The sequence below is a fragment of the Corynebacterium sp. MSK012 genome (genome assembly GCF_030232435.1).
Lineage (GTDB): Bacteria > Actinomycetota > Actinomycetes > Mycobacteriales > Mycobacteriaceae > Corynebacterium > Corynebacterium jeikeium_D.
The window spans coordinates 66,500-92,310 of record NZ_JASPJU010000011.1 but is presented as its reverse complement, the minus strand read 5'-3'; the positions used below and the strand labels follow the sequence as shown (position 1 = coordinate 92,310).

The following is a 25,811-nucleotide window of genomic DNA, read 5'->3' as shown; positions in this document are numbered from 1 at the left end:
AGTCATGGTACTAGCGCACCACCGGGTCGCTTACCAGCGACCGAGTTTAAATTTCGAGGCGACCGAGGTTCCGCACAGCGGCACGCCAGAGAGCGTATTCCTCTGGGTAGTCATCGCGGTAGTGGCGCACGGCGCGCATACCGTGCTTAATACGCTCGATTTCCTCGTCGCCGATATCCTTGCCCTCGGCGTCGACAAATACGACCGTTCCGCAAATTGCGGTGGTGGGGTCGGTAAAGAAAGCCGAGTTGCCCGTAGCAGCCTCATTGCGGCCGAGGGACGCGACCGGATTCGGTTCAGCGCCCTCAGCCTTGGCCGTCGGGTTGTAGAGAGCGGCGTAATCGGCGCCGTCTTCCTGAAACGCCACCGAAACACGGTCGGAGGAAACTCCGCCGAGGAATGTAGCAGCGGCCTCCAACTCAAATTCGACGATGCGATGCGTCAGGTCAGGGTTCACCAGAAAACCTTTAATCATGGAAACAGAGGTACCGCACCGCACCCGCTCCCGCATCTCGAGAGCGCTACCCCCACTATGGCCGCGGGATGTTGCGGAGGTTCGACCGTGCCATGTTGATCATCTGACCAACGCCGCCGCCGAAGACGGTGCGAGTAGCGGCCTTGGAGAATCCCATCAGCATGTCCCAGGTGATGTTTGCCGGGATGGACAGGGCATTCGGGTCGGTGATCATATCCACCAGCACCGGACCGTCGTATGCCAGCGCCTCTTGAATCAGGCGAGGCGCATCGGCCGGATCTTCAATTCGGATGGCCTTGATACCCAACGACTCTGCGACTCCGGCGTAGTCCACTGCGTCGTGGTCGGTCTCGTGCTCCGGCAGCCCCTGAACCAGCATTTCCAGCTTGACCATGCCGAGCGAGGAGTTGTTGAACACAAACATCTTGATGGGCAGCTGCTCCTGCTTCACGGTGATGAGCTCACCGAGCAGCATTGACAGGCCACCGTCACCGTTGAAGGTAATGACCTGACGGTCCCGGTCAGCAGCCTGCACACCAATGGCCTGCGAAAGTGCATTGGCCATAGTGCCGTGACGGAAAGAACCAATCTGCTCTCGCTTGCCATTCGGCGTGACGTAGCGTGCAGCCCAGACATTGCCCATGCCGGTATCCACGGTGAAGACGGCATCGTCATCGGCGTACTTATCAATCAGGTCGGCCACATACTCCGGGTGAATCGGTCGCATGTTCTCAACGTCGTGGGTGTATGCCTCGATGACGTGGCTGAGCAGGCGCTCGTGGTTCCGCAGCTGCTTGTCCAGGAAGGAACGGTCAGTCTTTTCATCCAGGTGCGGCAGGATGGTTTCAATCGTGGCAGCCACATCGCCGACGACTGGGTACTTCACCGTGGTACGACGACCGATGGCACGACCATCGATATCGACCTGGGCGACGTTCTTGGTCGGCAGGAAGTCGTTGTACGGGAAGTCAGTACCGAGCAGAATCAACAGATCAGCATCGTTGGAGGCATCGTGGCAGGCGCCGTAGCCCAGCAGGCCGGACATGCCGACGTCATAGGGGTTGTCGTACTGGATGTACATCTTGCCACCCAGCGCATGTCCCACCGGCGACTTAATCTTCTCCGCAAGCTTGAGCACCTGTTCGCGGGCGTCCTTCACACCTGCGCCACAGAAAAGCGTGACGGTTTTAGCCTCGTTGATTGCGTCGGCAAGCGCGGCGGCCTGGCCGGCGTCAGGGAATACGACTGGGCGACCGCTGCTGATAGTGGAGGTGACGAACTCATCATTTTCCACTTCATGCGTTGTAATGTCGCCCGGCAGAACCAGCACGGAAACACCGTGGCCAGTCATGGTCGACTGGATAGCGTGATGCAAAACGACGCCACCCTGCTCAGCGGAGTTGACCATCTCGCAGTAACCGGAGCACTCGTTGAAGATGAACTCCGGATGGGTCTCCTGGAAGAAGTTCGAGCCAATCTGGCGGGAAGGAATGTGCGATGCCAGCGCCAGCACCTTTGCGCCGTTGCGGTGGGAGTCATACAGGCCCTGAATGAGGTGGGTATTACCCGGGCCACAGGAGGCCGCACACACTGCTAATTCGCCGGTGACCAGGGACTCCGCGCCGGCGGCGAAGGCGGCAGCCTCTTCGTTGCGAACGTGCACCCACTCAATGGAGGACTCGCGCACAGCGTCGACAATGGGGTTCAAACTATCTCCAACGAGTCCGAAGATTCGCTTGACACCCTGCTTCTCTAGGGTTTCTACGAGCTGTTTTGCAAAGGTTTTAGCCATGTGCCCGGTCTAACGCAGATTAGTCAATACGTCAACATCTAGCTGGCCGACTCAGGCCGACACATCGTGTACGCATCCGCCCCAGAGCCCGGATAATAGTTCTTTCGCAGCCCCATATTTTCGAAGCCATAGCGCCGATACATGGCGATTGCGGGTTCGTTATCTGTGCGAACTTCCAAAAACACCGGGCCCGGATCCTCCGCCACAGCTGCCATCAGCGCGTCCATCAGCTGCGTCCCAAAGCCCCGGCGCTGCCACTTCTTCCCCACCCCGATGGTGTGAATCTCGTATTCGGCGGCCCCCGCAGGCCCCAGCTTGGTAATCCCCGCATAGCCGCACAGTTCTTCGTCCCCGTCCGCCTCTGCGATCAGCCCGATGTAGAAATTGTTCGGCGCGGCCAGCTCTGCCATAAAGGCCGATTCCGGCCAGGGATCGTCGCCGGCAAACAGCTCCGCCTCAATCGCCGCACACGCCTTGGCCTCAGGAGGTCCGAGACGCACTAGCTTGACGACGCTCATCTCATAGCCTTCGGGACAACGGCATCCGGACGGCGCAAGTACAGCGGCACCAGTGGGCCCGGCGCGGAGTCAAAGTCGACCGCTTCAACCATGGCTGTCGGAGTGGGAAAGACTTGTTCGGCAGCAACCTCAAGCCCGGTAATTTGCTCGATGTGGCTGAGGCTGCCGCGGGCCTGGCTCGGCGCGAAGTCGGCGGCTTCTGCTGCAAGTTCTTCCTTGAGCAGCTCCATGACGTCGGCTGGCTTGGCCACTCCCGGGCCGAAAACTCGCTGGCCATCGCGGTAGGCGGCGAAGTACACCTCGCGGCGGCGGGCATCGGTGACGACCAGTTCATCGCCAACGCCACCCGCGAGCGCATCCAGGCTGCAGATGCCGTAGCAGGGAATTCCCAGAGCGTCGGCGAAGGAGGCTGCGGTGGCCATACCAACGCGCAAGCCCGTAAACGGCCCCGGCCCACAGCCGACAACCACGGCATCTAGCTCGGTTGCCGCCACCCCACTGTCAGTGAGGCACTGCTGAATCAGCGGCACCAGCACCTCGTTGTGCGCACGGGCATCCAGGTGCAGCTTTTCGGCCACGGTTTCACCATCGCGGACAATTCCCGCGGTGACCTGTGGAGTCGATGTGTCAACGGCCAAAATGTTCATACTCAGTAACCTACTTGAACCGACTTGGAGCTACTTGCTCCACTTCCAGGTGACGACGCGGGCATCGTCGTCACGCGAACGATCGATACTCACCTGTAGATAGCGCTCGGAGAGCACCTCGGCGAGCCCCATTCCCCACTCGGCGACCACGACGCTGTCCTCGAGGTCGGTATCCAAATCGAGCGAGTCCAGCGCATCGAAGGCCTCGCCATCGGAGCCGGGGCCCTCTTCGCCAAAGAGTCGATAGGCGTCGACGTGGATGAGGGTGACGCCGTCGGTTGCAAGCGGACGGTGCTCGCGGGCGATTGTGAACGTCGGCGACGTCACGCGACCGCGCACGTTCATGCCACGGGCGATGCCCTGCGTGAGGGTCGTTTTGCCCGCGCCGAGTGGGCCATCGAGAATCACCAGATCCCCAGCTGCCAACTCCCGGCCAATCTCCTCGCCGAGGTCACGCATGTCCTCTGCGGTTGGCGCGAGCCGGCTGCGCACCCACTTTCGCTCGCTACGCCCCTTCGGTGCGGTGAGGATTTCGTAGTTAATGGTGCCGGATGCCTCCGCGAGGTCATCGAGACCGGGCTCCCCCAGTGCGGGATCACCAACGATAACCGCAGTGTCGCCGGCCTCGACATCGGTGTCGGGTCCCAGGTCGACGACGAATTGATCCATACACACGCGCCCTACCTGCGGATAGCGCGTGCCATTGATGCTCACCTCGAAATGCCCGGAGGCCGAGCGCATCATGCCGTCGGCATAGCCACAGGGCACGATGCCGACGGTGGTATCGCGGTCAGCTGTCCACGTCTGCCCGTAGGACACCGACTGCCCCGCCGGCAGCTTCTTGACCAAAATGACCGACGCCTCCCACCGCATCGCCGGACGCAATCCATGGGTGGCACCCACAATTGGCTCGCCACCATAAATCGCCAGCCCTGGGCGCACCATGTCGAAGGCCAGGTCCGGACGCGACAACGATGCCGGCGAATTCGCCGCATGGTTAATCAGCTCGTCCAGCCCCGCCTCACGCAGTGCCGCAATCGCAGCACGGAAATTCTGCGCCTGCTTATCGACGCTCTCGTTGCCCGGCTCATCCGCGCACGCAAAGTGCGTGAAAGCACCGGTGATATTCAGAGCACCGGTCTTGTGCAGCTCAACCAGCTGAGCGACCGCATGCTCAAAGTCCCCATTGGCCATAGAGAATCCCGAGCGGCCCAAACCCGTATCGACCATCACCGTCACACGTGGTGTCACCGACAGCGCCCGCCCGGCATTGGCCACGGCCAGCGCATGAGCCATCGACGGCAGACCGAGGTCAATATCTGCAGCCACAGCGCGCTGCACCAACGAGGTGGCTGCTGCGTCCCAGATCCAGGCGAGGATGGGGATGGTGTGGCCGTCGTCAAGCGTGGCGCGGAGTTCCTCGCGGAGGGAGAGCGCCTCGTCGATTGTTGCGACACCGAGCTGCGTTGCCCCGCCGGCCAGCGCGGCACGCGCGGTCTGCAGCGCACCCTGCGAGTAGCCGTCCGCCTTGACGACGGCCATGAATTCCGACACCCCTGCGATGGCCTTGACGGTCTTCACATTGTGGGTGATCGCGTCGAGATTAACGGTATGGGTCAGGATGGCTGGTGCCGAGGAAGTCATAGCCGTATTTTGCCACTGCTGCCTTCGTTGGTGAACCATGCGGTGGCATCTCGGATGGATTCGGCGATGTCCTGGGCGCTGCAGGGTGCTGGTCCGAACTCTGTCTGCGCGGCCAAAAATGCGGCGCGCGCATGAATAATTGCTGGTAGATAGAGGGCTTCGCCACGCGCTACCCAGGCGCCGAGGAGCCCGGACAGTACATCGCCAGAGCCCGGCGTGGCTGCCCAGGAGCTACCCGCGTCAACCACGACTGTGCGCTGCGTTGTCGGATTGACCATCACAGTGCGGCGTCCCTTGAGCAACACTTCGGAGGAGAACTGCTCGGCAAGTTCACGGGCGTCTGCGATGGGGTTAGTGACCTCGTGCCCGGTCAGGCGCTCGAATTCACCGGCGTGCGGCGTGAGAACAGTGCGCAGGTTGCGCTCCTGGCCGCGCTCACGAACGAGCTGTCGGATGTCCTCATGCTTCGACAGCAGTGTCAGTGCGTCAGCGTCGATGACCACTGGTTTGTCAGTGGTCAGAATGTCTCGCAGTTCCTCGGCGGCTTTCTCATCAGTGCCCCGACCGGGACCGACGACCCAGGCATCGACGCGTACCTCTTTGCGATCCACCGAGTCCTGCTGCGCAATGACCGTCGGCAAGGCTGCGGTGATGCGGTTGCGTGCGGCCGCGTCGCCGACATAGATGACCGCGGGACTGGTCGCATGCACGGCAGCGGTGGCGCACAGCTGACCTGCGCCCGGATACGCTTCGCTTCCGGCAGCGATTCCTGTAACTCCAGTGGAGTACTTGTGGTCAGCTGCACCGGGTTCGAGCGGGGTCATCGCGCCAAGTGGTGCCGGAAAGCTCCCGCCTAGGGCTTCGTAGAACTCCACGGTCGGAGTCTGGTGGTGGACGGCATTGTAGGTACCGTTTTCATAGAGCGTCTGCCCCAGTCCTGGAAGTTCGAGGGAGAAGGCATCGAGCGCAATTTCGTGTAATTCGACGGTGCCACAGGATTCGGACAGCGAGTGCGCGTAGCGCAGACCGCCGAAAGTCACCGTTGTCGTGGCCTCCACGTGAGATGGCAAGTACGGGTTCTGTCTCTCCTCCAAATCAGGGTCTGGATTGATGGTCTGGGCAGGCGGGTCAAAAGTACGCCCAGTATCGGTTTCTACGCCGCTCGGCACATCAACCGCGAGAATGGGAACTTTGCCCAACCGCGCTTCGCGCACCAACCACGCGGCCTCTTCACGCAGCGCGCCGTGACCTCCGAGCCCCACGATGCCGTCGATGATCAGTGCGTAGTCTTCACTAATCGACCACAGAATCTTCGATAAATCCGTCTCCCGGTCACACCCCAACGGCAGCACCCGCCCACCTGCGAGTTCAAAAGCTTTCAGTGCCCGCTCGTGTGGCTTCGAGCCCAGCAAAACCGCATCCACGCCATGCCCATCCGAGGACAAGTTTCGGCCAGCATAGAGTGCATCGCCACCATTGCCTCCCGATCCAACCAACAGCAGCACGCGACCGCGACCAGGCTCCGGAGATGCCTCTGAGAGCATCCGCTCCGCCACCTCCGACACAGCGGCGGCTGCGTGGCGCATGAGTTCGTCGTCACGCGTTTGTGCGTCCAGATAGGGCTGTTCCGCGGCGCGAATTTCGGCAGCTGTGTAGCAGTACGTCATAAACCCAGCCTACGATTAGCCCCTATGGATGACTACTCCCCGAGCACGCGAGTTTTCGGCCCTCTACTGCGCGCCTTTCCCCAGGCATACCTGCGCTCGTTGCGTCATCCCGAATGGATCCCCCACGGCGTGCAGGACGTTCGCGAAATCCTCGACGGCAAAATCACTCCCGACCTGGACAGATACAACGGTCGCATACCAATTGTCCTGGTTCACGGCACCTGGATGAACTCGTTCAACTCCTTCGCCATGTTGGGGCCGTTCCTCGCCCGGAATCGCCCCGTATTCTCACTCGATTACGGCTCCGACCCCGCCACGCTGGTCAGCCGTCTCCGTAGCGTCAAAGCCACCACCGATTTAAGCGATGCGCTCGCCGAAGTCACCGACCTTCTCGACCGCTTCCGAGCCCAACTCTCCCTACCCCGCATCGACCTCATCGGTCATTCCCAGGGCGGTCTACACTGCCGCAGTTACGCCAACGCGAGCATCGATTCGCTTTACGACGACGCCCTCAACCATGGCCTCAACGAAGAAGAAGCCGAGCAGTACGCCTCCGACAACAGCCCCGTGCGGGCAGTGATCTCGCTTGCGGGAAACCATCGCGGCACTACTGCGTGGGGCATGCGCCGAAGGCTCAGTGCCCTTGAGCGATGCGGCCTACCGATGCACAAGCTCGTCGACCGCCTTGTCGGCCGTGCCTGCATTCAACAGCTGCTGGACTCTGACTACATTGCGACTCTGAACCGCGCAGCGCGTGGCATTACCCGACGTGGTCCGCACTACCTGAATATCGGCACCCCTTTTGACACCGTGGTTCGCCCGTGGACCGGCGCCTTTTTGCCCGAACAAGAGGGTCACCACATTACGAACGTCAACAACGCCACCGGCGGTGGCGACTGGTCTGATCACCTCGCGCTGCTCTACTCCCCCAATACCTTAGAACTCATCCACGAGTTCTTAGACGAGCTGGATCGCGCCGAGGAGGGTGGCGCCGAGGAGGGTGGCACCGAGGACTCTTCGACCAACAAGCAAACGCTGCGCCATGTACGGCAGCGAGTCCTGCCTTTGTACGGCGCCCTGCCGAGGGGCCTCGGACGGAGGAGGCTCGGACGGAGGGGCCGGATCTAATTCAGCACAGAATTTTAGAACATATTTCCAGAATTCTATTGACAGTTTTTCAAACAGGTGTACGATTTGGGTTGTAGGGAAAATTTGTAAGCGAAAGTTCTTTGTCCGGTGCACAGGGGTTGGCGGGACTGGTTGACACAGCCTCTCCATGCTTCTCTCCACCACAGAACTCAATCTTCAATTCTCCGGCGGACACGTAGTAATCAGGGGGATAACCAATGTCATCGCCGCCCACAGAACTTCCAGCACCAGGTCAAAAGCCCTCATGGGCCAACCAGCAATCCGACGACCCGATTAGCAGCGCGGCCCGTGCCATCAACGCCGCAGACCTTCAACTGATCGATATCTGCGCTCCCGGTGAGGAGGTCGATGTCAATCACCATCTTGCCCGCATAAGCATTCGAACCGGCCTTAGCCGCGGCAAGTGTTCTACGCTGTGCGAAATTGCGCTGATGTTCGAACGCCTACCAAAAGTCCGGGCTCTCATCGAATCCACCTTCTGTTTCTCGTTAGCCCATCTCCGCGCCATCGCCAATGGCGTTGCCGGGCTGTCACCAGATCAGTTCGACACGGTAGAGCCCCATCTTTTGGAAATGCTCACTCCGACGCGACCTCGACAAGCAATGGTTGGTGTCTACACGCTGTCTCGTCTAATCGGCGACTTGGTTTCTGAGTACAACGACTGCGCCCGCAACGACGGCACCCAACGGGTTCCAGAAGGCGAAGCGGTCGCACTCTCCGACACGGGCGATGGCAAGCACAAAAAGGTCACAGCAATCCTTGAAAACGACCGCGCGACCGAGCTCATGGCCAGGATTCAGGGGATTCGCAACACAGCAATCAATCGTGGTGAACAGTGCACGCAGGCGGAAGCGCTACTACAGCTGGCACAGAAATCGACCAATGCCGAGATTGTCATCAATGTCTACCGCGAGGTCGGCGGTGGGCCAGCATGGATTGATGGCGTCGGCTGGTTGAGCGAGGTAGCCACCGAAGAATGGCTTGCCCGCGCAACTCACATCCGTATCTCCGCCGACAGCAAGGTGGATGGTTACCGCCCCACCGAGAGCCAGGTGGCTCGCGTCCGTGGGCGTGACGGTACCTGCCGCTTCCCCGGCTGCGACGTCCCGGCAGCCAAGTGCGACCTGGACCATATTCAGCCGTACAACCACGACAATCCCAAGCAGGGCGGGCCGACTGACACTGAGAATCTGCACTGTCTCTGCCGCCGACACCACAATCTAAAAACGCACGAGGGCTGGGATATCGACAGATACCCCGACGGAACAGAAGTGTGGACTTCCCGTAATGGGGACACCGCGACTAGCGTTCCGGTTGGGCCGCTAAAGAACGTCGGCAAGCAAACTTTTCATCAGCGTGTGACACGGAAGATGAAGACGATTCAGAAACGCAACCTCGATTGGATGTTGTCATTTTGCCATGTATCCGATGAGGTCTGGGACCTATCCGAGGAAGAAGCAAAACGCATCGAGTCCCTCACGGATGAAGAACTCGATGCGGAGATTGAGCAGTACCGACGAAAGCAGGACGAACTACTCGACGGTGACTGACTTAGCCAGGTTGCGCGGCTTATCGATGTCCTCGTTACCGCACTGGCGAGCAATCTCAGCTGCCAGGAACTGCATTGGAATCGTAGACAACAGCGGCTGGAGCAGCGTGGAGGTCTCCGGGATCTCAATCAGGTAGTTCGCAAAAGGAACCACCGACTGATCCCCTTCTTCGGCAATCACGATGGTCTTGGCACCTCGGGCTCGAATTTCCTGGATGTTGGAGACAATCTTGGAGTGCAGCACGGCGCGCCCCTTCGGCGATGGCACTACGACGACGACCGGAAGATCATCCTCGATGAGTGCAATTGGGCCATGCTTGAGCTCGCCTGCCGGGAACCCCTCTGCGTGAATGTAGGCAAGCTCCTTGAGCTTCAGCGCACCCTCAAGTGCGACTGGGAAACCAACGTGTCGGCCGAGGAAGAGCATCGTCGGAATAGCACCGATTTCCTTGGCCATGTCGATGAACTCATCGCCCTTAGCGACGACCTTGTCAATCAGTGCCGGGATGGTCTCCAGCTCTTCAAACTCGCGAGTGACCTCATCCGGGTACTTAGTGCCGCGTGCCTGGGCAAGAGCCAATCCGACCAGGTAGTTTGCGGCTACCTGCGCCAGGAACGACTTGGTTGCAGCAACACCAATCTCCGGGCCGGCGTGCGTATAGAGCACGGCGTCAGACTCACGCGGAATCTGTGCACCGTTGGTATTGCAGACAGCCAGCACGCGGGCGCCCTGGCTCTTTGCGTGTCGCACGGCCTCAAGGGTGTCAGCAGTCTCGCCCGACTGCGAAATAGCGACCACCAGCGTCTGGCGGTCCAGCACCGGATCGCGGTAGCGGAACTCGGAAGCGACCTCAATCTCGACCGGGATACGAACCCAGTGCTCAATGGCGTACTTGGCCAACAAACCGGAGTGGTATGCGGTACCACAGGCGACGACGAAGACCTTCTCGATGTCACGCAGATCTTGGTCACTCAGGCGAGACTCGTCGAGAACGATGCGGCCGTCAACGAGGTGACCGGCCAACGTATCGCGGACGGCGGCAGCCTGCTCGTGGATTTCCTTCATCATGAAGGAGTCATAGCCACCCTTTTCGGCTGCGGCGAGATCCCAGTCGATGGTGAATGGTCGACCCTGCTGCTCATTGCCGGCGAAATCCAGAATGCGGTAGTCATCTGCGGTGATGATGACGACGTTGTCCTGCCCCAGCTCCACGGCCTCGCGGGTGTGCGCGATGAAAGCCGCAACATCGGAGCCGAGGAACATTTCGTTTTCGCCCACACCGACAATCAGCGGAGTGGAGCGACGAGCAGCGATGATGCGGTCCGGGTGGTCTGCATGAGTAAACAGCAGCGTAAAAGCACCCTCGAGGCGGTTGAGCACGGACAGCGCAGAGGCCTCGAAATCACCAGCGGTAGATCCGCCGTCGGAACCGTCCAGGGCACGGGCGAGCATGTGCGCGGCGACCTCGGAGTCGGTTTCGGACTTCAGCTCAATGCCGGCATCCTCCAGCTCCTGACGTAGCGGAGCAAAGTTCTCGATAATGCCGTTGTGGACGATAGCCACCTTGCCGTCATAGGACTGGTGTGGGTGGGCATTCTCATCAATTGGGCGACCGTGGGTAGCCCAGCGGGTGTGCCCAATTCCGGTGGTTCCAGTGATTTTGTCGCGCCCATCCGCATCAAGGGCAGCCTCGAGGTTGGCGAGTTTACCGGCCTTCTTCTCTACAGTGATATGCCCCTGATCGTCGACAATGGCAACACCCGCGGAGTCATAGCCACGGTATTCCATGCGTCGTAGCGCATCGACAGCAATATCCAGGGCGGGCTGATGGCCCACATATCCAACGATTCCACACATGCCCTACAGAATAACCCGCGAAGCGGAAAACCGTCATAACGAAATAGACATTCTCGCTCATCCTGGCACTTTTTCAGCAAAGGTATGCACCTTATAGTTAAGCTATTCACTGTGGCTGACAACTTGAAGACTCTGACATCTAATCTTTCCAAGCGTGGACCGCACCGCGTCATGGTCGGTGATCTCGCTTTTACTGGCCTGCCGGGAAAGGTCTACACGCCTGCCGAGGGCAATGGCATCCCCGGTATCGCTTTCGCACACGATTGGCGCACACCGATTGAGGAGTACCACGCCACGCTGCGTCACCTAGCTTCGTGGGGCATCGCGGTCGCTGCTCCGGACACCGAAAATGGCATCGTGGCAGACCACCGTGGTCTCGCCAACGATTTGGAGACAGCGCTCCAGATTCTCGCTGGTGTCCGCCTCGGTGAGGGCAAAGTCGTCGTCCACCCGAAGAAGCTTGGCGTTGCCGGCCACGGCATGGGCGCAGGTGTAGCCGTCCTCGCCGCTGCTGGTCACGACCTCATCTCCGGCGTTGGCTGCGTCTTCCCCGCAACTACCGCGCCTTCCTCCAGCGCCGCTGCAACTAATGTCTCGGCCCCGGGCCTCGTCCTGGCTCCTGGCGAGGATCAGTGGCTCGATCGCGGCAACCCGGCTCGCCTGGCTGTTCAGTGGAAGGGCGATGTCGTTTACCGCGAAGTAGACAAGGCTGACCAGGGCAGCTTCTCGGAAACAACTCTTCTCCGTCGTCTAGCGGGCTTCTCTTCCTCCAAGGTGAAGTACCAGGAGGTCGCGCGCGCCGCACTCACAGGCTTCCTGCTGGCCACGGTCGGTGACGACAAGAAGTACTCGGATTTCGCAGACCCGACCGCCACTATCAAGGGCACAACTAACCGCGATATGGAGTGGCTCATCAAGGAGCTGCCGGAAAACCCGGAGCACTCGCTGATTCCCGGCAAGTAGTCACTAGGCCACGCTTCAGGACACGCCCCGAATCGACTTCACCGTCGGCGTCCCTTTCCCCGCCCGCCCGAACAACCGCGTAACGGTTCCCTTCGGTCGGGCGGTTTTTTGTTGCTTTTCGACGCCCGCCGCCACCTCCCTCTCCTTAATTTCGCGTGCTTTACGACGCTCCTCCAAACCCTGCAATTCTTTCTGTGCCCTCTGTACCGCCGTATCGAACTCCTGCCTAGTCATTGCAGCAGCGTCGTAATAGGCCTGCCCAATCCGGTCATATTTCGCGGCATGCTTACTCCCCATTACCACTCACCTGCCGTTGGCGAATTGACCGCGCCCACAAGCTCCTGGGCGTTGGGCTGCTCAGGGGGCTCGGGCACAGCTGAAGCAGATTCCTGCACTGATGCTGCCGAATCCTGGGCTGGTGCTGGCTGCGGCTCTGCTTGTGGTTCTGGCTGCGGTTCCGCTCGCTGTTCTGCTTGCGTCTCCTGTGGCAGCTCGATTCCCAAGTGCTTTAGTTTCTCAGCTGGAGGAGGCGGTTCAGGAACATTTTCAGGTTCGGGCTCGGGTTCAGGTTCGGGCTTGGGTTCAGGTTCGGGCTTGGGTTCTGGTTCGGGTTCCGGCACACAGTCCTCCGGCGCAGGAGCTGGTGCTGGTGCTGGTGCTGGCGCAGGTGCCTGTTCGCACACTGGCTCTTCCGTCTCCGTGCACATGTCTAAGTTGAGCAGTGAGGACGCGACACTGCCTGCAACCCCGACAGCTCCCGCAATTCCAGCGATACTGGCCGCCCCGGCAGCGCCAATGGCACCTCCAACGGATATTCCAGCAGCAACGCCTGCCTCTATCCCAATATCAACGTTGGCAACGACCCCAATTCCACCAGCGGTAGCACCGTTGCCACCGGTTACAGTAGCTCCTTCGCCACTCCCAGACTCAGCCACCTCTGCACAGGCCGCCGAGGTAGCACCCGAACTGGCTGGAACAGTAGGAGGCTGCGGCGGGGTGGCGACCACCGCGGCCTCAGTGTCACACGCTGCCTGCTCAAGACACTGCTCGATGCAACTATTACGCGCATCGTAGAGCTGACCAGTGGAGTCGACGAGACTGTTACACACCTGCTGGGCCACTTGTGCGGCTTCGGCGCCGACCTCCGGATCGTCGACAAGCGCTTCGCACTGAGAGAGGATGCCGTCGGTTTGCTCAGCCATATCTTCTGCCTGCTTTTCGCAATCCTCGAGGACCTCGTCGACTTTCTTGCCACACTCGCCGACACTCTGCGCGCCATCGGCGGACTGCTCATCCTGATTCGCACAGTCCTGCGCGGCTTTATCACAGCGCTCTTTGGCAGCGTCGGCAGCATCGCCTTTCAAACCGCCCCAATCGAAAGCCATAACAATAGTTATCGCGGAGGCTATCAACCCCACGGAGTTGGAGAACTTGGATAGGGCGCTGCCTTTCCAGCCGTCAGCGCGTCGCACCTTATCCAAGACTTTGGGCAGATTCTTGCCGATGCCGCCGACCCCGCGCTTGGCTCCAATACGGCTTCCACGGCCAATAACACGCACCAATATCGGAAGAATTCGAGCAACCCACGGCATCAGTCCACTACCTCAATTCCACCGAGGTCGGCACTCCCGTCGCTGTCACAGCTTGCAAAGACACGCCACTGTTCCCGTACTGCCGGAGCATGGTTGCCAAGTCCCGCGTACATCGATTGCCCGTGCTCACGCAGCCGCACTGCCGCCTGCTGCAGACGACGCCCCTGGGCGGCAAAACCCTGGCCACAGTCTGCTGCGGAAATATCGGGAGCGCTTCCCCACCGCTCATGGCCGTCACGGCCGCGCTGCTCAATCTCTCGGGCAGCCGAGGTCACTGCATCTTCCGAAAAGTGCAGCAAGCCTCCGCCACGGCCTCCAGTAAAACTTGCGGACACGAAAAATCCCCTTCCCTGCGAAAAACAGTTCTTATTACTGTTAGGCGCGAAAAAAGGGGATTCGGTTCCGTTGAAGTACTAGTGCGGGTGCCCCCGGGCTAACGAGCGCGGTAGATGCGCTTACACCCCTCAACACCGGTGAAGCTGAATGGGCCGGTGCCAATCAGGGCGTCGTCTCCCAGGTTGGAGTACTCCCCCGGATCTTCATGCGTCACCTGAGCGTGGCGGTAGTAGGTCGGATCATCGAGCTTCACGCGTTCATCCAGTTCACGCGCATTATCTGCGGCGCGCAGCTGGGACTCGTAGCCCTCGACCACATTGCCGGTGAGGAACTCAGCAACCGAGCCGGAACCGTAGGAGACAACAGCGACCTTCTTACCAGCCAGGTCCTTCTCGGTGTCCAGCAGCGAGAGCAGGCCGAAGTAGGCCGATGCTGTGTAGGAGTTACCGATGATGCGGTTGTACTCAGTGGTTGGGCCGAGCTGGCGGGCCTCGTCCTCCGCGGTGAGCTCCACACCGTTATTGGCCGAAAGCTGCCGGTGCGCCTTGTAGGCCATCTTGGTAAACGGCTGGTGGTAGCTGAAGTAGTCAATCTCGCTGAAGTCCACGCCGCCGCGGGCACGGTAGTCCTCGTAAGCGCCCTGAACAGCGTCGATGTAAGCGCTAATAGAGAGCTTGCCCTCCACCAACGCCTGGCTGCGGTGGTTCGGACGCCAGAAGTCCATAACTTCGCGGGTGAAGACGCCCGAAGCCGCATCGATAGCCAGGATGCGCGGATTAGCGGTCACCAGCATGGCTACAGCACCTGCACCCTGGGTCGGCTCCGCAGCGGAGTCCAGGTCATAGCGGGCAATGTCGGAGGCGACAACGATGACCTTCTCCTCCGGATTGCGGGCCACCAGAGCGCACGCGAACTGCAGCGCCGCGGTACCGGAGTAGCAGGCCTGCTTCAGCTCGACAGAGCGCGCATGCGGGTCAAGACCGACCAACTCATGCACATAGACAGCAGCGGCCTTCGACTGGTCAATACCGGTCTCAGTGGCGAACATGATGGTGCGCACGCCGTCGATACCGTGGCGGTCGACGATCTTCTTCACCGCGGTCGCGGCCATCGTCACCGGATCTTCATCAGAGGCAACCACGCTGGAGCGTTCCTGCCCCAGGCCCTTGTGGTACTTTGCCGGTTCCGCTCCGAGTCGGGGCGCAATATCGGCGAGGTCAATGCAGTACGAACCCGTCGCAAAAGCGATGTCATCAATACCGACCGGGGTCACATTGCTTGTTGTCATCAAAACCGTGCCTTCACTACCTCTACAGATTTTTAAGAAATAACGGGCAACGAAACATCCCTATGTCATCAGAACGGCCATCAGAGCAGTCATCAGACCACGGGATATTTTGCCCACAAAATGTTAATTGCCTACTACAGAAATCTAGCGCGTTTACCTGAGATTTGTCTTAGGTTTTGCGAATTGTCGCAAACGACTATTCACAAAGCACTACTTCGCACGCTCGATAGAAACGTGCGCCTCCATCAGCTCACCCGGGTTCGTCTGTGCCGCGAGCAGGGAAAGCTCACCACACCAGACGATTGCCGCGCAGCACGCTGCTAGACGACGGGCATTCTCGCCCGGCTCACGGTCCTCCTTGCAGCCCAGCGCCGTGAGATTCTTCTCCACGAAGTCCAAGCCCTTGCCGTTGCCCACGGAACCGACGATCAAATGTGGCAGGGTGCAGCTAAAGCGCACGGAGCCGTCGTCAAGCGCCTCTACCTGCGTCAGCCCCTGCGAGCCTTCGACGATATTCGCAGCGTCCTGACCGGTAGCGAGGTAAAAGCCCAGCAGCATATTGGCGTAGTGCGCATTACCGCTGCGCAGCGAACCGGCCATGATGGAGCCGACGAGGTTCTTGCGTTCGTTGAGCTCAGCCAGGCGCTTGGCAGTTGTGCGCAGACGCTCGCGGACAACCGGCTCCGGAATGACGGCCTCGGCGATTACGTACTTACCGCGGCCCAGAATGCCATTGACTGCGGAGGTCTTCTTATCGGTGCAGTAGTTGCCCGAGATGGAGCCATAGCCCAACTCTGGCATCTGCTCCATCAGGTAGGACATCAAACGCTCAGACGCCAGCGTGGCCATGTTGTGGCCCGAGGCATCACCGGAGAAGAAGTCAAAGCGGACAAAGAGAAGACGCGATGCGATCTGGAAGTGAATATCTACCAGCTTGGCAAAACGCGAGGAGGACTCCACGACCTTCTTCAGCTCGTCATAACGAGACAGGATGTTGTCGCGCGCAATGACGGCATCCGCTGCCGAGTCGAGAGTGAAAATCACCGATCGGGTCATCTTCTCACCGACGAAAGTGCAGGTAATGCCACCTTCGATCATGCGGGAGACCTTCGCACCGCGACCACACGACGGCCACAGCGGGGTCTCGTAAGTCGCCAGCGGAATCTTCACCTCGTCATTCATGACGTTGCCACTAATGCGCACCGGACCAATCCAGCTCAGCGGTACGTGTGCATATTCCAGGTCGTGCGAGCTCTTTTCAGCCATTGTCCTAAGCGACCCTTTCTAGCTGCATGCAGCTTCGGTTCCCAGCTTCTGTAAATTTCAGCTGTCTTAAATTCTACGGTCAAAAAACTGTGGTCAAAGTTGAGCGGCCAGCTTCAGCGGCAACGGCCGGATGCCAGCTGCTTGCCAGCGCGCGGTGATGTCCGCGGCAGTCTCCTCGGCATCGACACCATCTGAGACTCCCACCAGCGCGATTCCGCAGTCACCACCACCGGAGCCGCTGCTCTTGCCCGCAGCCCCCGCGCCATCGGCGATGTCGGCGAGCGCTTTCAGTTTCTCCGTCTCGATGCACACAGCACGCTCACGCTCATAGTCCTGCAGCAGCGTCCGATTCTCACGCAGGCAGGCAAACGCCGCGGTGTGGTCGCCGTCGGCAAGCGCCTGCCAGAGTCTTTCGCTTATCGACGAGACCCCGCGCACAAAATCACGGTCTGCGCCACCGGCCTTCTTCAACTGCGAGTCCGTCTTCACCGGACTGCCCGTCCAGCCGACCAACAGTTGTAGCCCACCGAGGTCGGCACGGGAGTCAATGCGAAGATTCGGCCACGGTGCCGCCACGGCAGCGACAGGATCAGCCGCCACGAGCTCTGCGAGCGCCGTCGGGTTCGGCCGACGATAGAGCACCACCCCGCCGTGCGCGGAGCACGCGATATCGCCGCCGGAACCAGCCGCACCAGCCAGAAGCGTGGCCACCATCGCAATCTTGTACACATCCAGCGGATCGAGCTCCAGACCCAGGTGGGTCCCCAGCGCACGAGTCACAGCCACAGCGACAGCCCCGGAGGACCCCAGGCCATACTTCGCACCGCTGTCGGCATCATCGAGGTCTGATTCAATGACGATATTGATGGGACTCTCTGGGATATTTTCCAGCTCGCCCGCAGCAATGCGATAGACCAGGGAAATCGTATGGGTCGCGATGTCATCTGGTGCATCGATATCAGTGACACGCCCCTGCGGGCCGTAATAGCTGGAGTACACGCGAGAGACCGGCTGCGTTGGGTCGGCATCGTGGCACCGAACCGTCACATAGCGGTCGACGCCTGCGATGACGGCCAGACCCTCGACATCCATCACCGCATACTCACCAGTGAGGTACAGTTTGCCACAGCCACGGCCGATGGACTCGCCTTCGATAGGTCCGCCTTTAGCGTTGCTCAACTACTCCCCCAGCTACACCAGGTAAGCGCCAGGGCCGGAACCGGAAACCAGCACGTCAATATCCTCGAACTCTGCGCGGAAACGATCCGCGATGGTCTCGGCATCGCCGCTGCGGCACAACACCTTCACGTTCGGCCCGGCATCCATGGTGGCGTAGCACTCGGTGCCCTCGTCACGCAGCGTAGCGACGAGATCGAGAGCCGCCACTGAATCCGGATTCCAGTAACGCACCGGAGGCAGAGCCCCCAGCATGGTGGCGTGCATGCGCATGGCGTTGGCCTCAGCGAGCTCACCGACCGCAGTGAAGTCCGCAGCGGCGATGGCGGCCTTCATATCCTCGATATCACAGGGTACCTGCTCCACCCAGGCCGGGAAGAACGGTGATGTCTCGACCGTGCGACGCATGGCGGCACGGCTGTCAATCTTCTTGCGGCCCGGGGCCAAAACCGCCACGACCAGGGAGAGGTCCAGGCCGGAATCCGGCAGAGCCACTGCGTGGCTGGAGGCATCGTCATCGCCGGGCAGCCACTCAACGAGGCCGCCGAAAATGGAGCGACAGGCCGAGCCCGAACCGCGACGGGCCAGAGCCGAGAGCTTTTCCGGAGTGTAGTCCAGGCCGTAGGCCTTCGCCGCGGCCAGCGCGAGAGCGCCAAAACCCGACGCGGACGAAGCCAGACCCGCACCCGTCGGAATCTCGTTGGTGCTGGTCACCTCTGCGAAGCTCGTGCTGCCCGCACGCTCGCGGACCAAATCCAAAAACTTCTGGACACGGGAGAGGTCCTTGCCCACCATCTCCTGGCCGTTCAGGGTGCCCGAGTCGGCGGTGACGCTGGGATCGTCGATAAGCGACACCGTGGTCGTCGTCGGAGCGATGCCCAGAGTAAGGGACAGCGAACCTGTGGCCGGTAGCTGCACGGCCTCATCGCGCTTGCCCCAGTATTTAATCAGGGCGATGTTGGGATGAGCGACGGCGGTAGCGGTCGTGGTCACGAGGGATTTACCTCCACAGTCCAAGTAGCAACGGCATTGGCGCCCATCATGGCATGGCTAATCAGTTCCGCGTGATCGGCGGACTCTGCCAGCGCCATCACACAGCCACCGCAGCCGGCACCAGTGAGCTTTGCCCCGTGGGCACCTGCCAGACGCGCGGCAGTGACGAGATCGGTGATGGACTCATGCCCAACACCTAGTTCCTCTAGCGCTTCCTGCGCCGAGTCCATGCGATGTCCCAGACGGACAAAATCGCCCTTGGCCAGGTTGTGCACCGCGCCATCGGCCAGCTGCCCCAAGTGGTCCAGCAACTCTTGGCCGTGGACTCGGTGGGAATCGACGAAACCACGCACGCGGGCAACGGCCAGCGACGTCGAACCACGCACACCGGTATCCCCCAGCACTAGCCACATCTTCTTGGCCACCTTCAGCGGATGGAACTCACCCTGCTTGAAGTAAACCGGACGCGATGCGCGGGCAACCGTGGCATCCAGGCCAGAGGGGTTACCGTGCGCCAGACGCTCAGCTTCCTGCACCAGGTCAAAGCGCTGACGCTCGGTCAGAGTGCCATCGGCGAGGTCACGCACTGCGTCGATAAGCGCATGTGCCACTGCGGCAGAACCACCCAGCCCTGCGGCGGGCGGGATACCAGAGCGGAGACGAACCAGCAGGTCGCGTTCGGGAATACCGAAGGTGCGCAGGCCAGCGCGGAGTGCAGCGGCGATAGAGGCAAAGCGCTCCGGCAGCTCATCGATGTCAATGACCTCGCCGTCCATGGAAAACAGGACTGGAGAATCCTCCACGCGGTCAATCCACGCCATCGTGCGCAGCGACGTCACCGGCAGCGCGATAGCCGGCTTGCCATAGACGACAGAGTGCTCGCCCAACAGAATCGACTTGGCATGGCCTTCACCGAATGCGGCACCCTGCTCATTGGCCAGGGCATAGAACTCCCCGGTCTCCAATTCCTCGGACTTGTCGAGGCCGAAGTCGTCGACGCTGGCGTTTTCTACGCTGGTCACGAAGCTACACATCCTTTTCCGAAACCGACTGCGCGGCAGCCTGCGCCTCCGCTGGGCCATGGATACCCGGCACACCCGCAATGTCGAAACCGTACTTGGAGAACTTCTCCGCCCCGACACCCCAGACGTGGTTAAACCACTCCGTCATCGGTTCGTTCGCACGACGTTCTGCGAGCTCCTGCGGGGTCACGTACACCACTTCATCGACCTCATCGGGGTTGATATCCACCGACTTCGGATCGACGATGCCGGCGTACACGTGGTTGTACTCGTGCTCCGCCAATCCCGAACGATCATCGATGACCTGGTAGATAACAATGCCGATTTCCTCCAACTGGGAGACATCCGCACCGAGCTCTTCCTTCGCACGACGCTCAACGGCATCGGCCACCGGCTCCCCCGGCAGTGGGTGCGAGCAGGTCGCATTCGTCAGTAGCAGTGGTGAGTGATACTTCGACTCCGCACGGCGCTGCAGCAGCATGCGTCCCTGCTCATCGAAGAGGAAAAGAGAAAAAGCACGGTGCAAAATTCCCGGTGGAACGTGTGCTTCAAGCTTGCCGACGGTACCGAGAACCCGACCGTCACGATCGACTACCTCTACCTGGATGTCGGCTTCACCCGGGGCAAAGCGGGCTTTAATGTCCTCTGGCGCATCATTCATTTCCACACTCCTGACTCTAGACTGCGGCCACAACCGCAGCTAACTCCCCGGCAATCTTGCGGGCCGATTCCGCATCGGCGGCCTCCACCATGACGCGGAAGAGCTCCTCGGTGCCGGACGGGCGCAACAGCACGCGACCGGTGGAACCCAGCTTCTCCTCGGCTGCATCGATGGCGGCCTTGACCTCATCAGACTCCAGAATTGCGGCCTTGTTGGACACCGGCACGTTGATAAGAGTCTGCGGCAGCACCTTCATTACGGAGGCCAGCTCAGCCAGAGACTTACCGGTGCGTGCCATCCGCGCCATGAGGTACAGACCCGTGAGGGTGCCGTCACCAGTGGTCGCATGATCCGGAATGACCACGTGTCCCGACTGCTCACCGCCGAGCGAGTAACCGCCAGCGTTCAAATCAGCCAGCACATAGCGGTCGCCGACCTTGGTGGTACGCAGGGCGATATCGTTTTCCTCCATCGCCAGCTTGAGGCCGAGGTTACTCATCACAGTGGCCACCAGCGTGTTGTGGTGCAGTAGCCCCTCTTCCTTCATGGCGACGGCCAGGATGGCCATGATTTGGTCACCATCGACGATGTTGCCCTGCGAGTCCACAGCCAGGCAGCGGTCGGCATCGCCATCGTGAGCCAGCCCCAGATCCGCGCCGTGCTCCAGCACTGCCGCGCGCAAAACCTCAATGTGGGTGGAACCGCAGTTGTCGTTGATGTTGTAGGAGTTCGGCTTGTCATGAATAGCGACGACGTCGGCACCGGCGGCCGCGTACGCCATGGGGGCGGCCTGCGAAGCAGCACCATTTGCACAATCCACCACGACACGAATGCCGTCGAGCTTGGTGCTGACCGCACGGGAGAGGTGGAACAGGTAGCGGTCGAGCCCGTCTGGGGCCTCCTCGATGACACGCCCCACTCCGGTGCCCGTGGGTCCGGTCTCCGGCAAGTTGTGGAGAGCGTGTTCGATTTCCTTCTCCACCGCGTCGTCAAGCTTGGTGCCGCCCGCGGCGAAGAACTTGATGCCGTTGTCCGGCATGGGGTTGTGAGAAGCCGAAATCATCACACCCATGTCGGCACCGTAGTCGTCGGTGAGGAAAGCGACAGCCGGAGTGGGCAGCACGCCGACACGCAAAACGTCGACGCCCTGGGAAGCCATGCCGGCAGACAGCGCTGCGGCGAGCATCTCACCGGAGACACGCGGATCGCGGCCAACAATGGCCAGGGGACGACGCCCCGACGGATTCGTGCCGCTAGTCAGCACAGTGGCCGCAGCAGCGCCCAGCCGCATTGCCAGCGGTGCGGTCAGAGTCTTATTCGCCAAACCGCGGACGCCATCAGTTCCGAAAAGACGTGCCATTGTTGCTAGACCACTCCTTGGGGGTTTTATGAGTTTTGGTATCGCGGACTATTGCATTGTCAATGCTGTATTACTTTAGCCGGTCGCGCAGGCGAATCCAGACTAGCCACAGGACACAATTGGCTGCGGGTCATAAACCGTAGTCTGAGTTTCACGCGAGATTTCCGCGCCCGAGAGGTCCCGAATGACGCGTGTGTCGGAAGTGGTAAAGCCCTGCGCACCCGACGACGGCTGGCAAGAGCTGCCACTGACCTGCATACGCTGCGGTTGCGTGTATGCCCAACGGCCACCATTGATGGACTCGACGTTGACCTTCTTCACACCCTTGATGCGCACAGTGACGTCGGAGCCAGTAGTAACGGCTTCGATGAGAATCGGAGTGTCGGAACTGTTCTTAAACGCTAGGTCGATTGCGCCCTCGTACACCGTCGCCTCACGGCCGGCCGGGTAACGCGAAATGTAGTAGCTGTGCGGGGTGTGCGCGACATCCTCCATGCCCGCAAAGTACGAAGCATTGTACAAAGTGGTGGCGAACTGGCTAATGCCACCGCCGACAGCCTTATCCGCATGGCCGTTGAGGATGATGCCCGACTCGACAAAACCCTGCGCAGTACCGCGCGGCCCCGTGTAGCCGTTCAGGCTGAATGTATCGCCCGGCGCCACGAATGCGCCGTTGACCATCTGCGACACCAGGGCAATGTTTGTTCCCGATGCCGAGCTGAAGCCACCGGTGGTGAACTCACCAATGACATCATCGAAGGTGGCACTTTCCGCTTGTTCGGTGGTGTAGGTGGCGGGCTTGTCCTCGTAGACCGCATCGAACTCGCGCTTATCCGTCGAAGTCACACGCTCGGCGAAGTCCTTCATAGTTTCATCCCACTTCACGGCTACGCCATCAACCGAGGGGACCACTTCACGCGCACCACCGCTAAAGCGTATCGACGCATTGCGCTTATCAACCTCGGAAGCAGCCAGCCCCTCCTCGAGGATCTCGCGTGCGCGGTCGACATTGATATCGGCGGCCAATCCACCGTCGCGCGGCACAAAGCTGATGATTTCAGCCATGCGCTCCGGCGGAATTACACCATCTTTGCCATCGCGGCCCTTGGCAACAATGGGGCCCGACACCGCATCGGCGGCCTCTCCTTCAGCTGCCTCACGGACCTGATCCTCACCGATAGCCGGGTCGTGCGCGGTGGTCTCTACATCGATGCCCTCCGGCGACAACCACTTGGCGGCCAAATCCCCGCTGACCGCATTGCGGTCGACATCTTGGCCGATGACCGGTGGAGTTGTTTCCACGCGGCCGTCGACAAGCTTGACCTCGCCATCGACGGGAGCAATAGTCAGTTCGCCGACGAGACGGTCGACCTGCGGCTCGAACTTAGAGCTATCGATATCGCTGACCAAATCCAGCTCACGGGTAGTAAAGAAACTGCGCACCCAGGTAACTGGGTTCGCCGTCTGCTTACCCGCCTGCGCGACCGTCTTCTCCCAGTCGATGCTCAGCCCCGCCTCCTCGGGCAGAACCTCCGCCGTGCGTTCGCCGGCACGAAACGCCACTGGATGAGTGGAAAGATCACCGAGCTGCTCTTCGAGCTTCGCCTCAGCGTGATTCGCGCTCAGCGTGCTGATGTCAATACCCGCGACGGTAGACCCGCGCGGGACATGGTCCTTGTTCAGCACGTAATCGACAGCGTAAAACACACCGAAGAGTGCGAAGATACCGAGGACGATGCCGAGGAAAATCTTTAATCCACGGTGACTGGAGGAAGACTTTTGTTTGGCCACAGCCACTTACTTTACCGTGGAAACACTACTAACTAGATTTTTATTAGATTCCGCAGGTGTCCGGAATGCGTTTCTTGTTCTTCGCATACTGCTGGAAAGCATCGACCACGGCATTGGCATAGACCTCGGCGCCATCCGGGGTCGGGTGGATAAGGTCCGCGCGCAGCTTGGACAAATCATCACGCACACCATGACACCAGTCAGACACATAGACATTGTCGCGCTTCTTTGCCGCGTCGAGGACTTCCCTCTCCGACTGCGGCATCCACACACGATCACCGTACGGGTTGATGAGGACAATGATGCGGTCTTCACCCAGCGAATCGAGGATCTCATCCAACAGGTGTTCGTCCGATGCCGCAGCCGACTGATTGATACCAAGACCCAGCACGACGAATGGATCGAGCGTACCCGCCGCCTTCATACTGGCGATAATCTCTGGCGCAGCCGGATAACCACGAGAAACAGCCGCATCGATATAGATACCGGGCAGCTTCTCTTCCAACGCGGACGCCGAGGCGAGCATCACAGAGTCGCCGATAGCGGTGATCTGGTCACCACGCGGCATAACGCGCTTGGCCAACTCGGCTTCCTCCGCCTTTTGTGCCTGTGCACGGCGCTCAGCTGCCTCCTGTAGCTGTGCCTCCAAACGCGTCATCTTCGGCGCCGTGGCCATTCCCACAACTGCACCAACCACGACGACCAGCGCCAGCCCTGCTGCAACGCGCGGCTTCCAGGAACCGGCAAACTGCGTGCCCGAAAACTGCGACATCCAACGGCGGTAACCCATCCGGCGGATTGGCGATTCCACATTCTTGTACGACCAGTTCGCCAAAAGCAGCGATAGCGCGATGCCTGCGAAGGCAGCGAGGTTCTCATACTGCATGGCCTCATTGCGCTCCAGCAGTTCGCGGATGAGCACGATGACCGGCCAGTGCCACAGGTACAGCGAGAAGGAAATCTTTCCCAGCCAGCACAGTGGCTTGAACTCAAAAATCTGACGCACGGGTGAGACACCGCGAACGACAAGATAGAGAATCGCCACCGACAGCAACGAGGCGAACACCAACCCACCGCGGTAAGTCGCCGACGCAGTATCCGACATCATCAGCAGAACCAACGAAAGGAAGATCAGAGGCAGCGAGGCCACTACGAAAGCTTGGGCAGAACTGCCAAAGAAGTCCCGCAGCAGGGGTTCTGTGCGTGGCCAGGAGTCCGCCTCTGCGCGTGACGACGTCGATGTCAACCACAATGCGAGGGCCGCGCCAAACAGGAGTCCAAAGGCGTGAGTATCGGTACCGTAGTAGACCCTCGTGGGGTCGACCTTCGGATCGTAGAGCGAGACCATCCACACGAAAGAAGCAACCGCCCCAATGCCCGCCACTGCTGCCAGCTTGCGAGATGCCAGCTTCAGGGCGAGAAGAGCCACAAAGATCAATGGCCAGAGCAAGTAGAACTGCTCCTCCACCGACAGTGACCAGTAGTGCGCTAACAGCTGCACTCCGGAATCCGCGAAATAGGACTGAGAACCCGCAATCTGCGTCCAGTTATTGACGAAAAAGACCGTGCCGAGAAACTGCGTCGACAAGCCAACAGCGGGATCCCCGCCGACCAGACCTGCGACGGCGATGGAAATAAACAACACGAACATCGCAGCCGGAGCGATGCGGCGCAGTCGACGGAGCCAGAAGTCCTTTAGATCGATGCGCCCAGTGACCGCGCGTTCGCGCACCAGAAGCGAGGTGATAAGAAATCCGGAGAGCACGAAGAAGATATCCACACCGATGTAGCCACCGGGCAGCACATTATCGAAGTAGTGGTAGATCACCACTGTGGCAACGGCCAGACCGCGCAGCCCATCAATGCCTGGTACGCGTCGAATGCGGAAGGGATGCTTCGCCACCGACGACGAGCTAGAGGAGCTCTTCGCGTCGGAGGTCTTGGTGGCTGTGGTGCTCACCGCCATACGGTTTCCTTCTTCCCATCGCACTGCAATCGCACTTTCATCGCACTGCAATCGCACCGCGATAAACGATTCTCGCGGCAGTTTTTAACGGATAAAAG

General features: G+C 60.4%; 22 protein-coding genes. 3 read left to right on the top strand and 19 right to left on the bottom strand.

Features of this window, described 5'->3' with window-relative positions:
- Positions 1–46: 46 nt before the first annotated feature.
- The 6 genes from QP977_RS08895 to QP977_RS08870 are packed head-to-tail and all read right to left on the bottom strand — an operon-like array spanning position 47 to position 6,743.
- On the bottom strand, positions 47–475 hold the full coding sequence (locus QP977_RS08895) for a hypothetical protein (RefSeq protein WP_042388422.1): 429 nt from the start codon (positions 473–475) through the stop codon (positions 47–49).
- Positions 476–530: 55 nt separating this feature from the next.
- Positions 531–2,267 (bottom strand): pyruvate dehydrogenase, encoded by a 1,737-nt coding sequence (locus QP977_RS08890; RefSeq protein WP_016422112.1) that lies wholly within the window; start codon positions 2,265–2,267, stop codon positions 531–533.
- A gap of 38 nt (positions 2,268–2,305) precedes the next feature.
- Entirely contained in the window at positions 2,306–2,785 is a 480-nt protein-coding gene (gene rimI, locus QP977_RS08885; protein WP_187404339.1) for a ribosomal protein S18-alanine N-acetyltransferase, read from the bottom strand.
- Positions 2,782–3,432: a tRNA (adenosine(37)-N6)-threonylcarbamoyltransferase complex dimerization subunit type 1 TsaB gene (gene tsaB, locus QP977_RS08880; RefSeq protein ID WP_016422110.1), complete on the bottom strand. Its 651-nt coding sequence runs from the start codon at positions 3,430–3,432 to the stop codon at positions 2,782–2,784. Before tsaB ends, rimI begins: the two co-directional genes overlap by 4 nt.
- Positions 3,433–3,462: 30 nt before the next feature.
- On the bottom strand, positions 3,463–5,076 hold the full coding sequence (alr, locus tag QP977_RS08875; RefSeq protein ID WP_070827271.1) for an alanine racemase: 1,614 nt from the start codon (positions 5,074–5,076) through the stop codon (positions 3,463–3,465).
- A complete protein-coding gene (locus tag QP977_RS08870; RefSeq protein ID WP_049193256.1) occupies positions 5,073–6,743 on the bottom strand; it encodes an NAD(P)H-hydrate dehydratase in 1,671 nt (556 codons plus the stop codon). Before QP977_RS08870 ends, alr begins: the two co-directional genes overlap by 4 nt.
- Before the next feature lie 24 nt (positions 6,744–6,767).
- On the opposite strand from QP977_RS08870, the gene QP977_RS08865 reads away from it, so the two are divergent.
- Both QP977_RS08865 and QP977_RS08860 read left to right on the top strand, forming a co-directional pair.
- The gene (locus tag QP977_RS08865; protein ID WP_070827270.1) at positions 6,768–7,871 is read left to right on the top strand and encodes an esterase/lipase family protein; all 1,104 of its coding nucleotides are present in this window, start codon (positions 6,768–6,770) and stop codon (positions 7,869–7,871) included.
- Between the two features lie 218 nt (positions 7,872–8,089).
- Positions 8,090–9,442: an HNH endonuclease signature motif containing protein gene (locus tag QP977_RS08860; RefSeq protein ID WP_049169963.1), complete on the top strand. Its 1,353-nt coding sequence runs from the start codon at positions 8,090–8,092 to the stop codon at positions 9,440–9,442.
- Here the strand turns inward: QP977_RS08860 and glmS are convergent.
- A complete protein-coding gene (gene glmS / locus QP977_RS08855) occupies positions 9,425–11,299 on the bottom strand; it encodes a glutamine--fructose-6-phosphate transaminase (isomerizing) (RefSeq protein WP_049190374.1) in 1,875 nt (624 codons plus the stop codon). The genes QP977_RS08860 and glmS overlap by 18 nt on opposite strands.
- A 111-nt stretch (positions 11,300–11,410) precedes the next feature.
- Here glmS and QP977_RS08850 point away from each other — a divergent pair, with 111 nt between their 5' ends.
- Positions 11,411–12,262 (top strand): dienelactone hydrolase family protein, encoded by an 852-nt coding sequence (locus QP977_RS08850; protein ID WP_049169967.1) that lies wholly within the window; start codon positions 11,411–11,413, stop codon positions 12,260–12,262.
- Between the two features lie 15 nt (positions 12,263–12,277).
- Here QP977_RS08850 and QP977_RS08845 read toward each other — a convergent pair whose 3' ends face one another.
- From QP977_RS08845 to QP977_RS08790, 12 genes are all read right to left on the bottom strand, one after another.
- Positions 12,278–12,559, bottom strand: a complete 282-nt coding sequence (locus tag QP977_RS08845) for a hypothetical protein (protein ID WP_049190377.1) — start codon at positions 12,557–12,559, stop codon at positions 12,278–12,280.
- On the bottom strand, positions 12,559–13,821 hold the full coding sequence (locus QP977_RS08840; protein WP_284847261.1) for a hypothetical protein: 1,263 nt from the start codon (positions 13,819–13,821) through the stop codon (positions 12,559–12,561). Before QP977_RS08840 ends, QP977_RS08845 begins: the two co-directional genes overlap by 1 nt.
- A gap of 32 nt (positions 13,822–13,853) precedes the next feature.
- Positions 13,854–14,189: a hypothetical protein gene (locus QP977_RS08835; protein WP_070827268.1), complete on the bottom strand. Its 336-nt coding sequence runs from the start codon at positions 14,187–14,189 to the stop codon at positions 13,854–13,856.
- Between the two features lie 98 nt (positions 14,190–14,287).
- On the bottom strand, positions 14,288–15,478 hold the full coding sequence (locus QP977_RS08830; RefSeq protein ID WP_070827267.1) for a hydroxymethylglutaryl-CoA synthase: 1,191 nt from the start codon (positions 15,476–15,478) through the stop codon (positions 14,288–14,290).
- 210 nt (positions 15,479–15,688) lie between these two features.
- Positions 15,689–16,744, bottom strand: a complete 1,056-nt coding sequence (locus tag QP977_RS08825) for a hydroxymethylglutaryl-coenzyme A reductase family protein (protein WP_016422099.1) — start codon at positions 16,742–16,744, stop codon at positions 15,689–15,691.
- A 93-nt stretch (positions 16,745–16,837) separates the two neighbouring features.
- Positions 16,838–17,923, bottom strand: a complete 1,086-nt coding sequence (locus QP977_RS08820) for a phosphomevalonate kinase (protein WP_070827266.1) — start codon at positions 17,921–17,923, stop codon at positions 16,838–16,840.
- A 12-nt stretch (positions 17,924–17,935) separates the two neighbouring features.
- A complete protein-coding gene (gene mvaD / locus QP977_RS08815; RefSeq protein WP_070827265.1) occupies positions 17,936–18,913 on the bottom strand; it encodes a diphosphomevalonate decarboxylase in 978 nt (325 codons plus the stop codon).
- Complete coding sequence (gene mvk, locus QP977_RS08810) at positions 18,910–19,935, bottom strand: mevalonate kinase (RefSeq protein ID WP_246821800.1); 1,026 nt, start codon at positions 19,933–19,935, stop codon at positions 18,910–18,912. Before mvk ends, mvaD begins: the two co-directional genes overlap by 4 nt.
- A gap of 4 nt (positions 19,936–19,939) precedes the next feature.
- Positions 19,940–20,596, bottom strand: a complete 657-nt coding sequence (idi, locus tag QP977_RS08805) for an isopentenyl-diphosphate Delta-isomerase (RefSeq protein ID WP_016422095.1) — start codon at positions 20,594–20,596, stop codon at positions 19,940–19,942.
- Between the two features lie 16 nt (positions 20,597–20,612).
- A complete protein-coding gene (gene glmM / locus QP977_RS08800; protein ID WP_016422094.1) occupies positions 20,613–21,956 on the bottom strand; it encodes a phosphoglucosamine mutase in 1,344 nt (447 codons plus the stop codon).
- Between the two features lie 102 nt (positions 21,957–22,058).
- Positions 22,059–23,747, bottom strand: a complete 1,689-nt coding sequence (locus QP977_RS08795; RefSeq protein ID WP_049193322.1) for a VanW family protein — start codon at positions 23,745–23,747, stop codon at positions 22,059–22,061.
- 43 nt (positions 23,748–23,790) lie between these two features.
- Complete coding sequence (locus QP977_RS08790) at positions 23,791–25,713, bottom strand: acyltransferase family protein (protein WP_049169981.1); 1,923 nt, start codon at positions 25,711–25,713, stop codon at positions 23,791–23,793.
- Between the last annotated feature and the right edge of the window lie 98 nt (positions 25,714–25,811).

Excerpts from the sequence above, each read along its gene's own strand:
- glmM (WP_016422094.1), bottom strand. The coding sequence starts at position 21,956 with ATGGCACGTCTTTTCGGAACTGATGGCGTCCGCGGTTTGGCGAATAAG.
- QP977_RS08870 (WP_049193256.1), bottom strand. The coding sequence starts at position 6,743 with ATGACGTACTGCTACACAGCTGCCGAAATTCGCGCCGCGGAACAGCCC.
- glmS (WP_049190374.1), bottom strand. The coding sequence starts at position 11,299 with ATGTGTGGAATCGTTGGATATGTGGGCCATCAGCCCGCCCTGGATATT.
- QP977_RS08790 (WP_049169981.1), bottom strand. The coding sequence starts at position 25,713 with ATGGCGGTGAGCACCACAGCCACCAAGACCTCCGACGCGAAGAGCTCC.
- alr (WP_070827271.1), bottom strand. The coding sequence starts at position 5,076 with ATGACTTCCTCGGCACCAGCCATCCTGACCCATACCGTTAATCTCGAC.
- QP977_RS08865 (WP_070827270.1), top strand. The coding sequence starts at position 6,768 with ATGGATGACTACTCCCCGAGCACGCGAGTTTTCGGCCCTCTACTGCGC.
- idi (WP_016422095.1), bottom strand. The coding sequence starts at position 20,596 with ATGAATGATGCGCCAGAGGACATTAAAGCCCGCTTTGCCCCGGGTGAA.
- tsaB (WP_016422110.1), bottom strand. The coding sequence starts at position 3,432 with ATGAACATTTTGGCCGTTGACACATCGACTCCACAGGTCACCGCGGGA.
- QP977_RS08860 (WP_049169963.1), top strand. The coding sequence starts at position 8,090 with ATGTCATCGCCGCCCACAGAACTTCCAGCACCAGGTCAAAAGCCCTCA.
- QP977_RS08845 (WP_049190377.1), bottom strand. The coding sequence starts at position 12,559 with ATGGGGAGTAAGCATGCCGCGAAATATGACCGGATTGGGCAGGCCTAT.
- QP977_RS08890 (WP_016422112.1), bottom strand. The coding sequence starts at position 2,267 with ATGGCTAAAACCTTTGCAAAACAGCTCGTAGAAACCCTAGAGAAGCAG.
- QP977_RS08825 (WP_016422099.1), bottom strand. The coding sequence starts at position 16,744 with ATGGCTGAAAAGAGCTCGCACGACCTGGAATATGCACACGTACCGCTG.
- rimI (WP_187404339.1), bottom strand. The coding sequence starts at position 2,785 with ATGAGCGTCGTCAAGCTAGTGCGTCTCGGACCTCCTGAGGCCAAGGCG.
- QP977_RS08830 (WP_070827267.1), bottom strand. The coding sequence starts at position 15,478 with ATGACAACAAGCAATGTGACCCCGGTCGGTATTGATGACATCGCTTTT.
- QP977_RS08895 (WP_042388422.1), bottom strand. The coding sequence starts at position 475 with ATGATTAAAGGTTTTCTGGTGAACCCTGACCTGACGCATCGCATCGTC.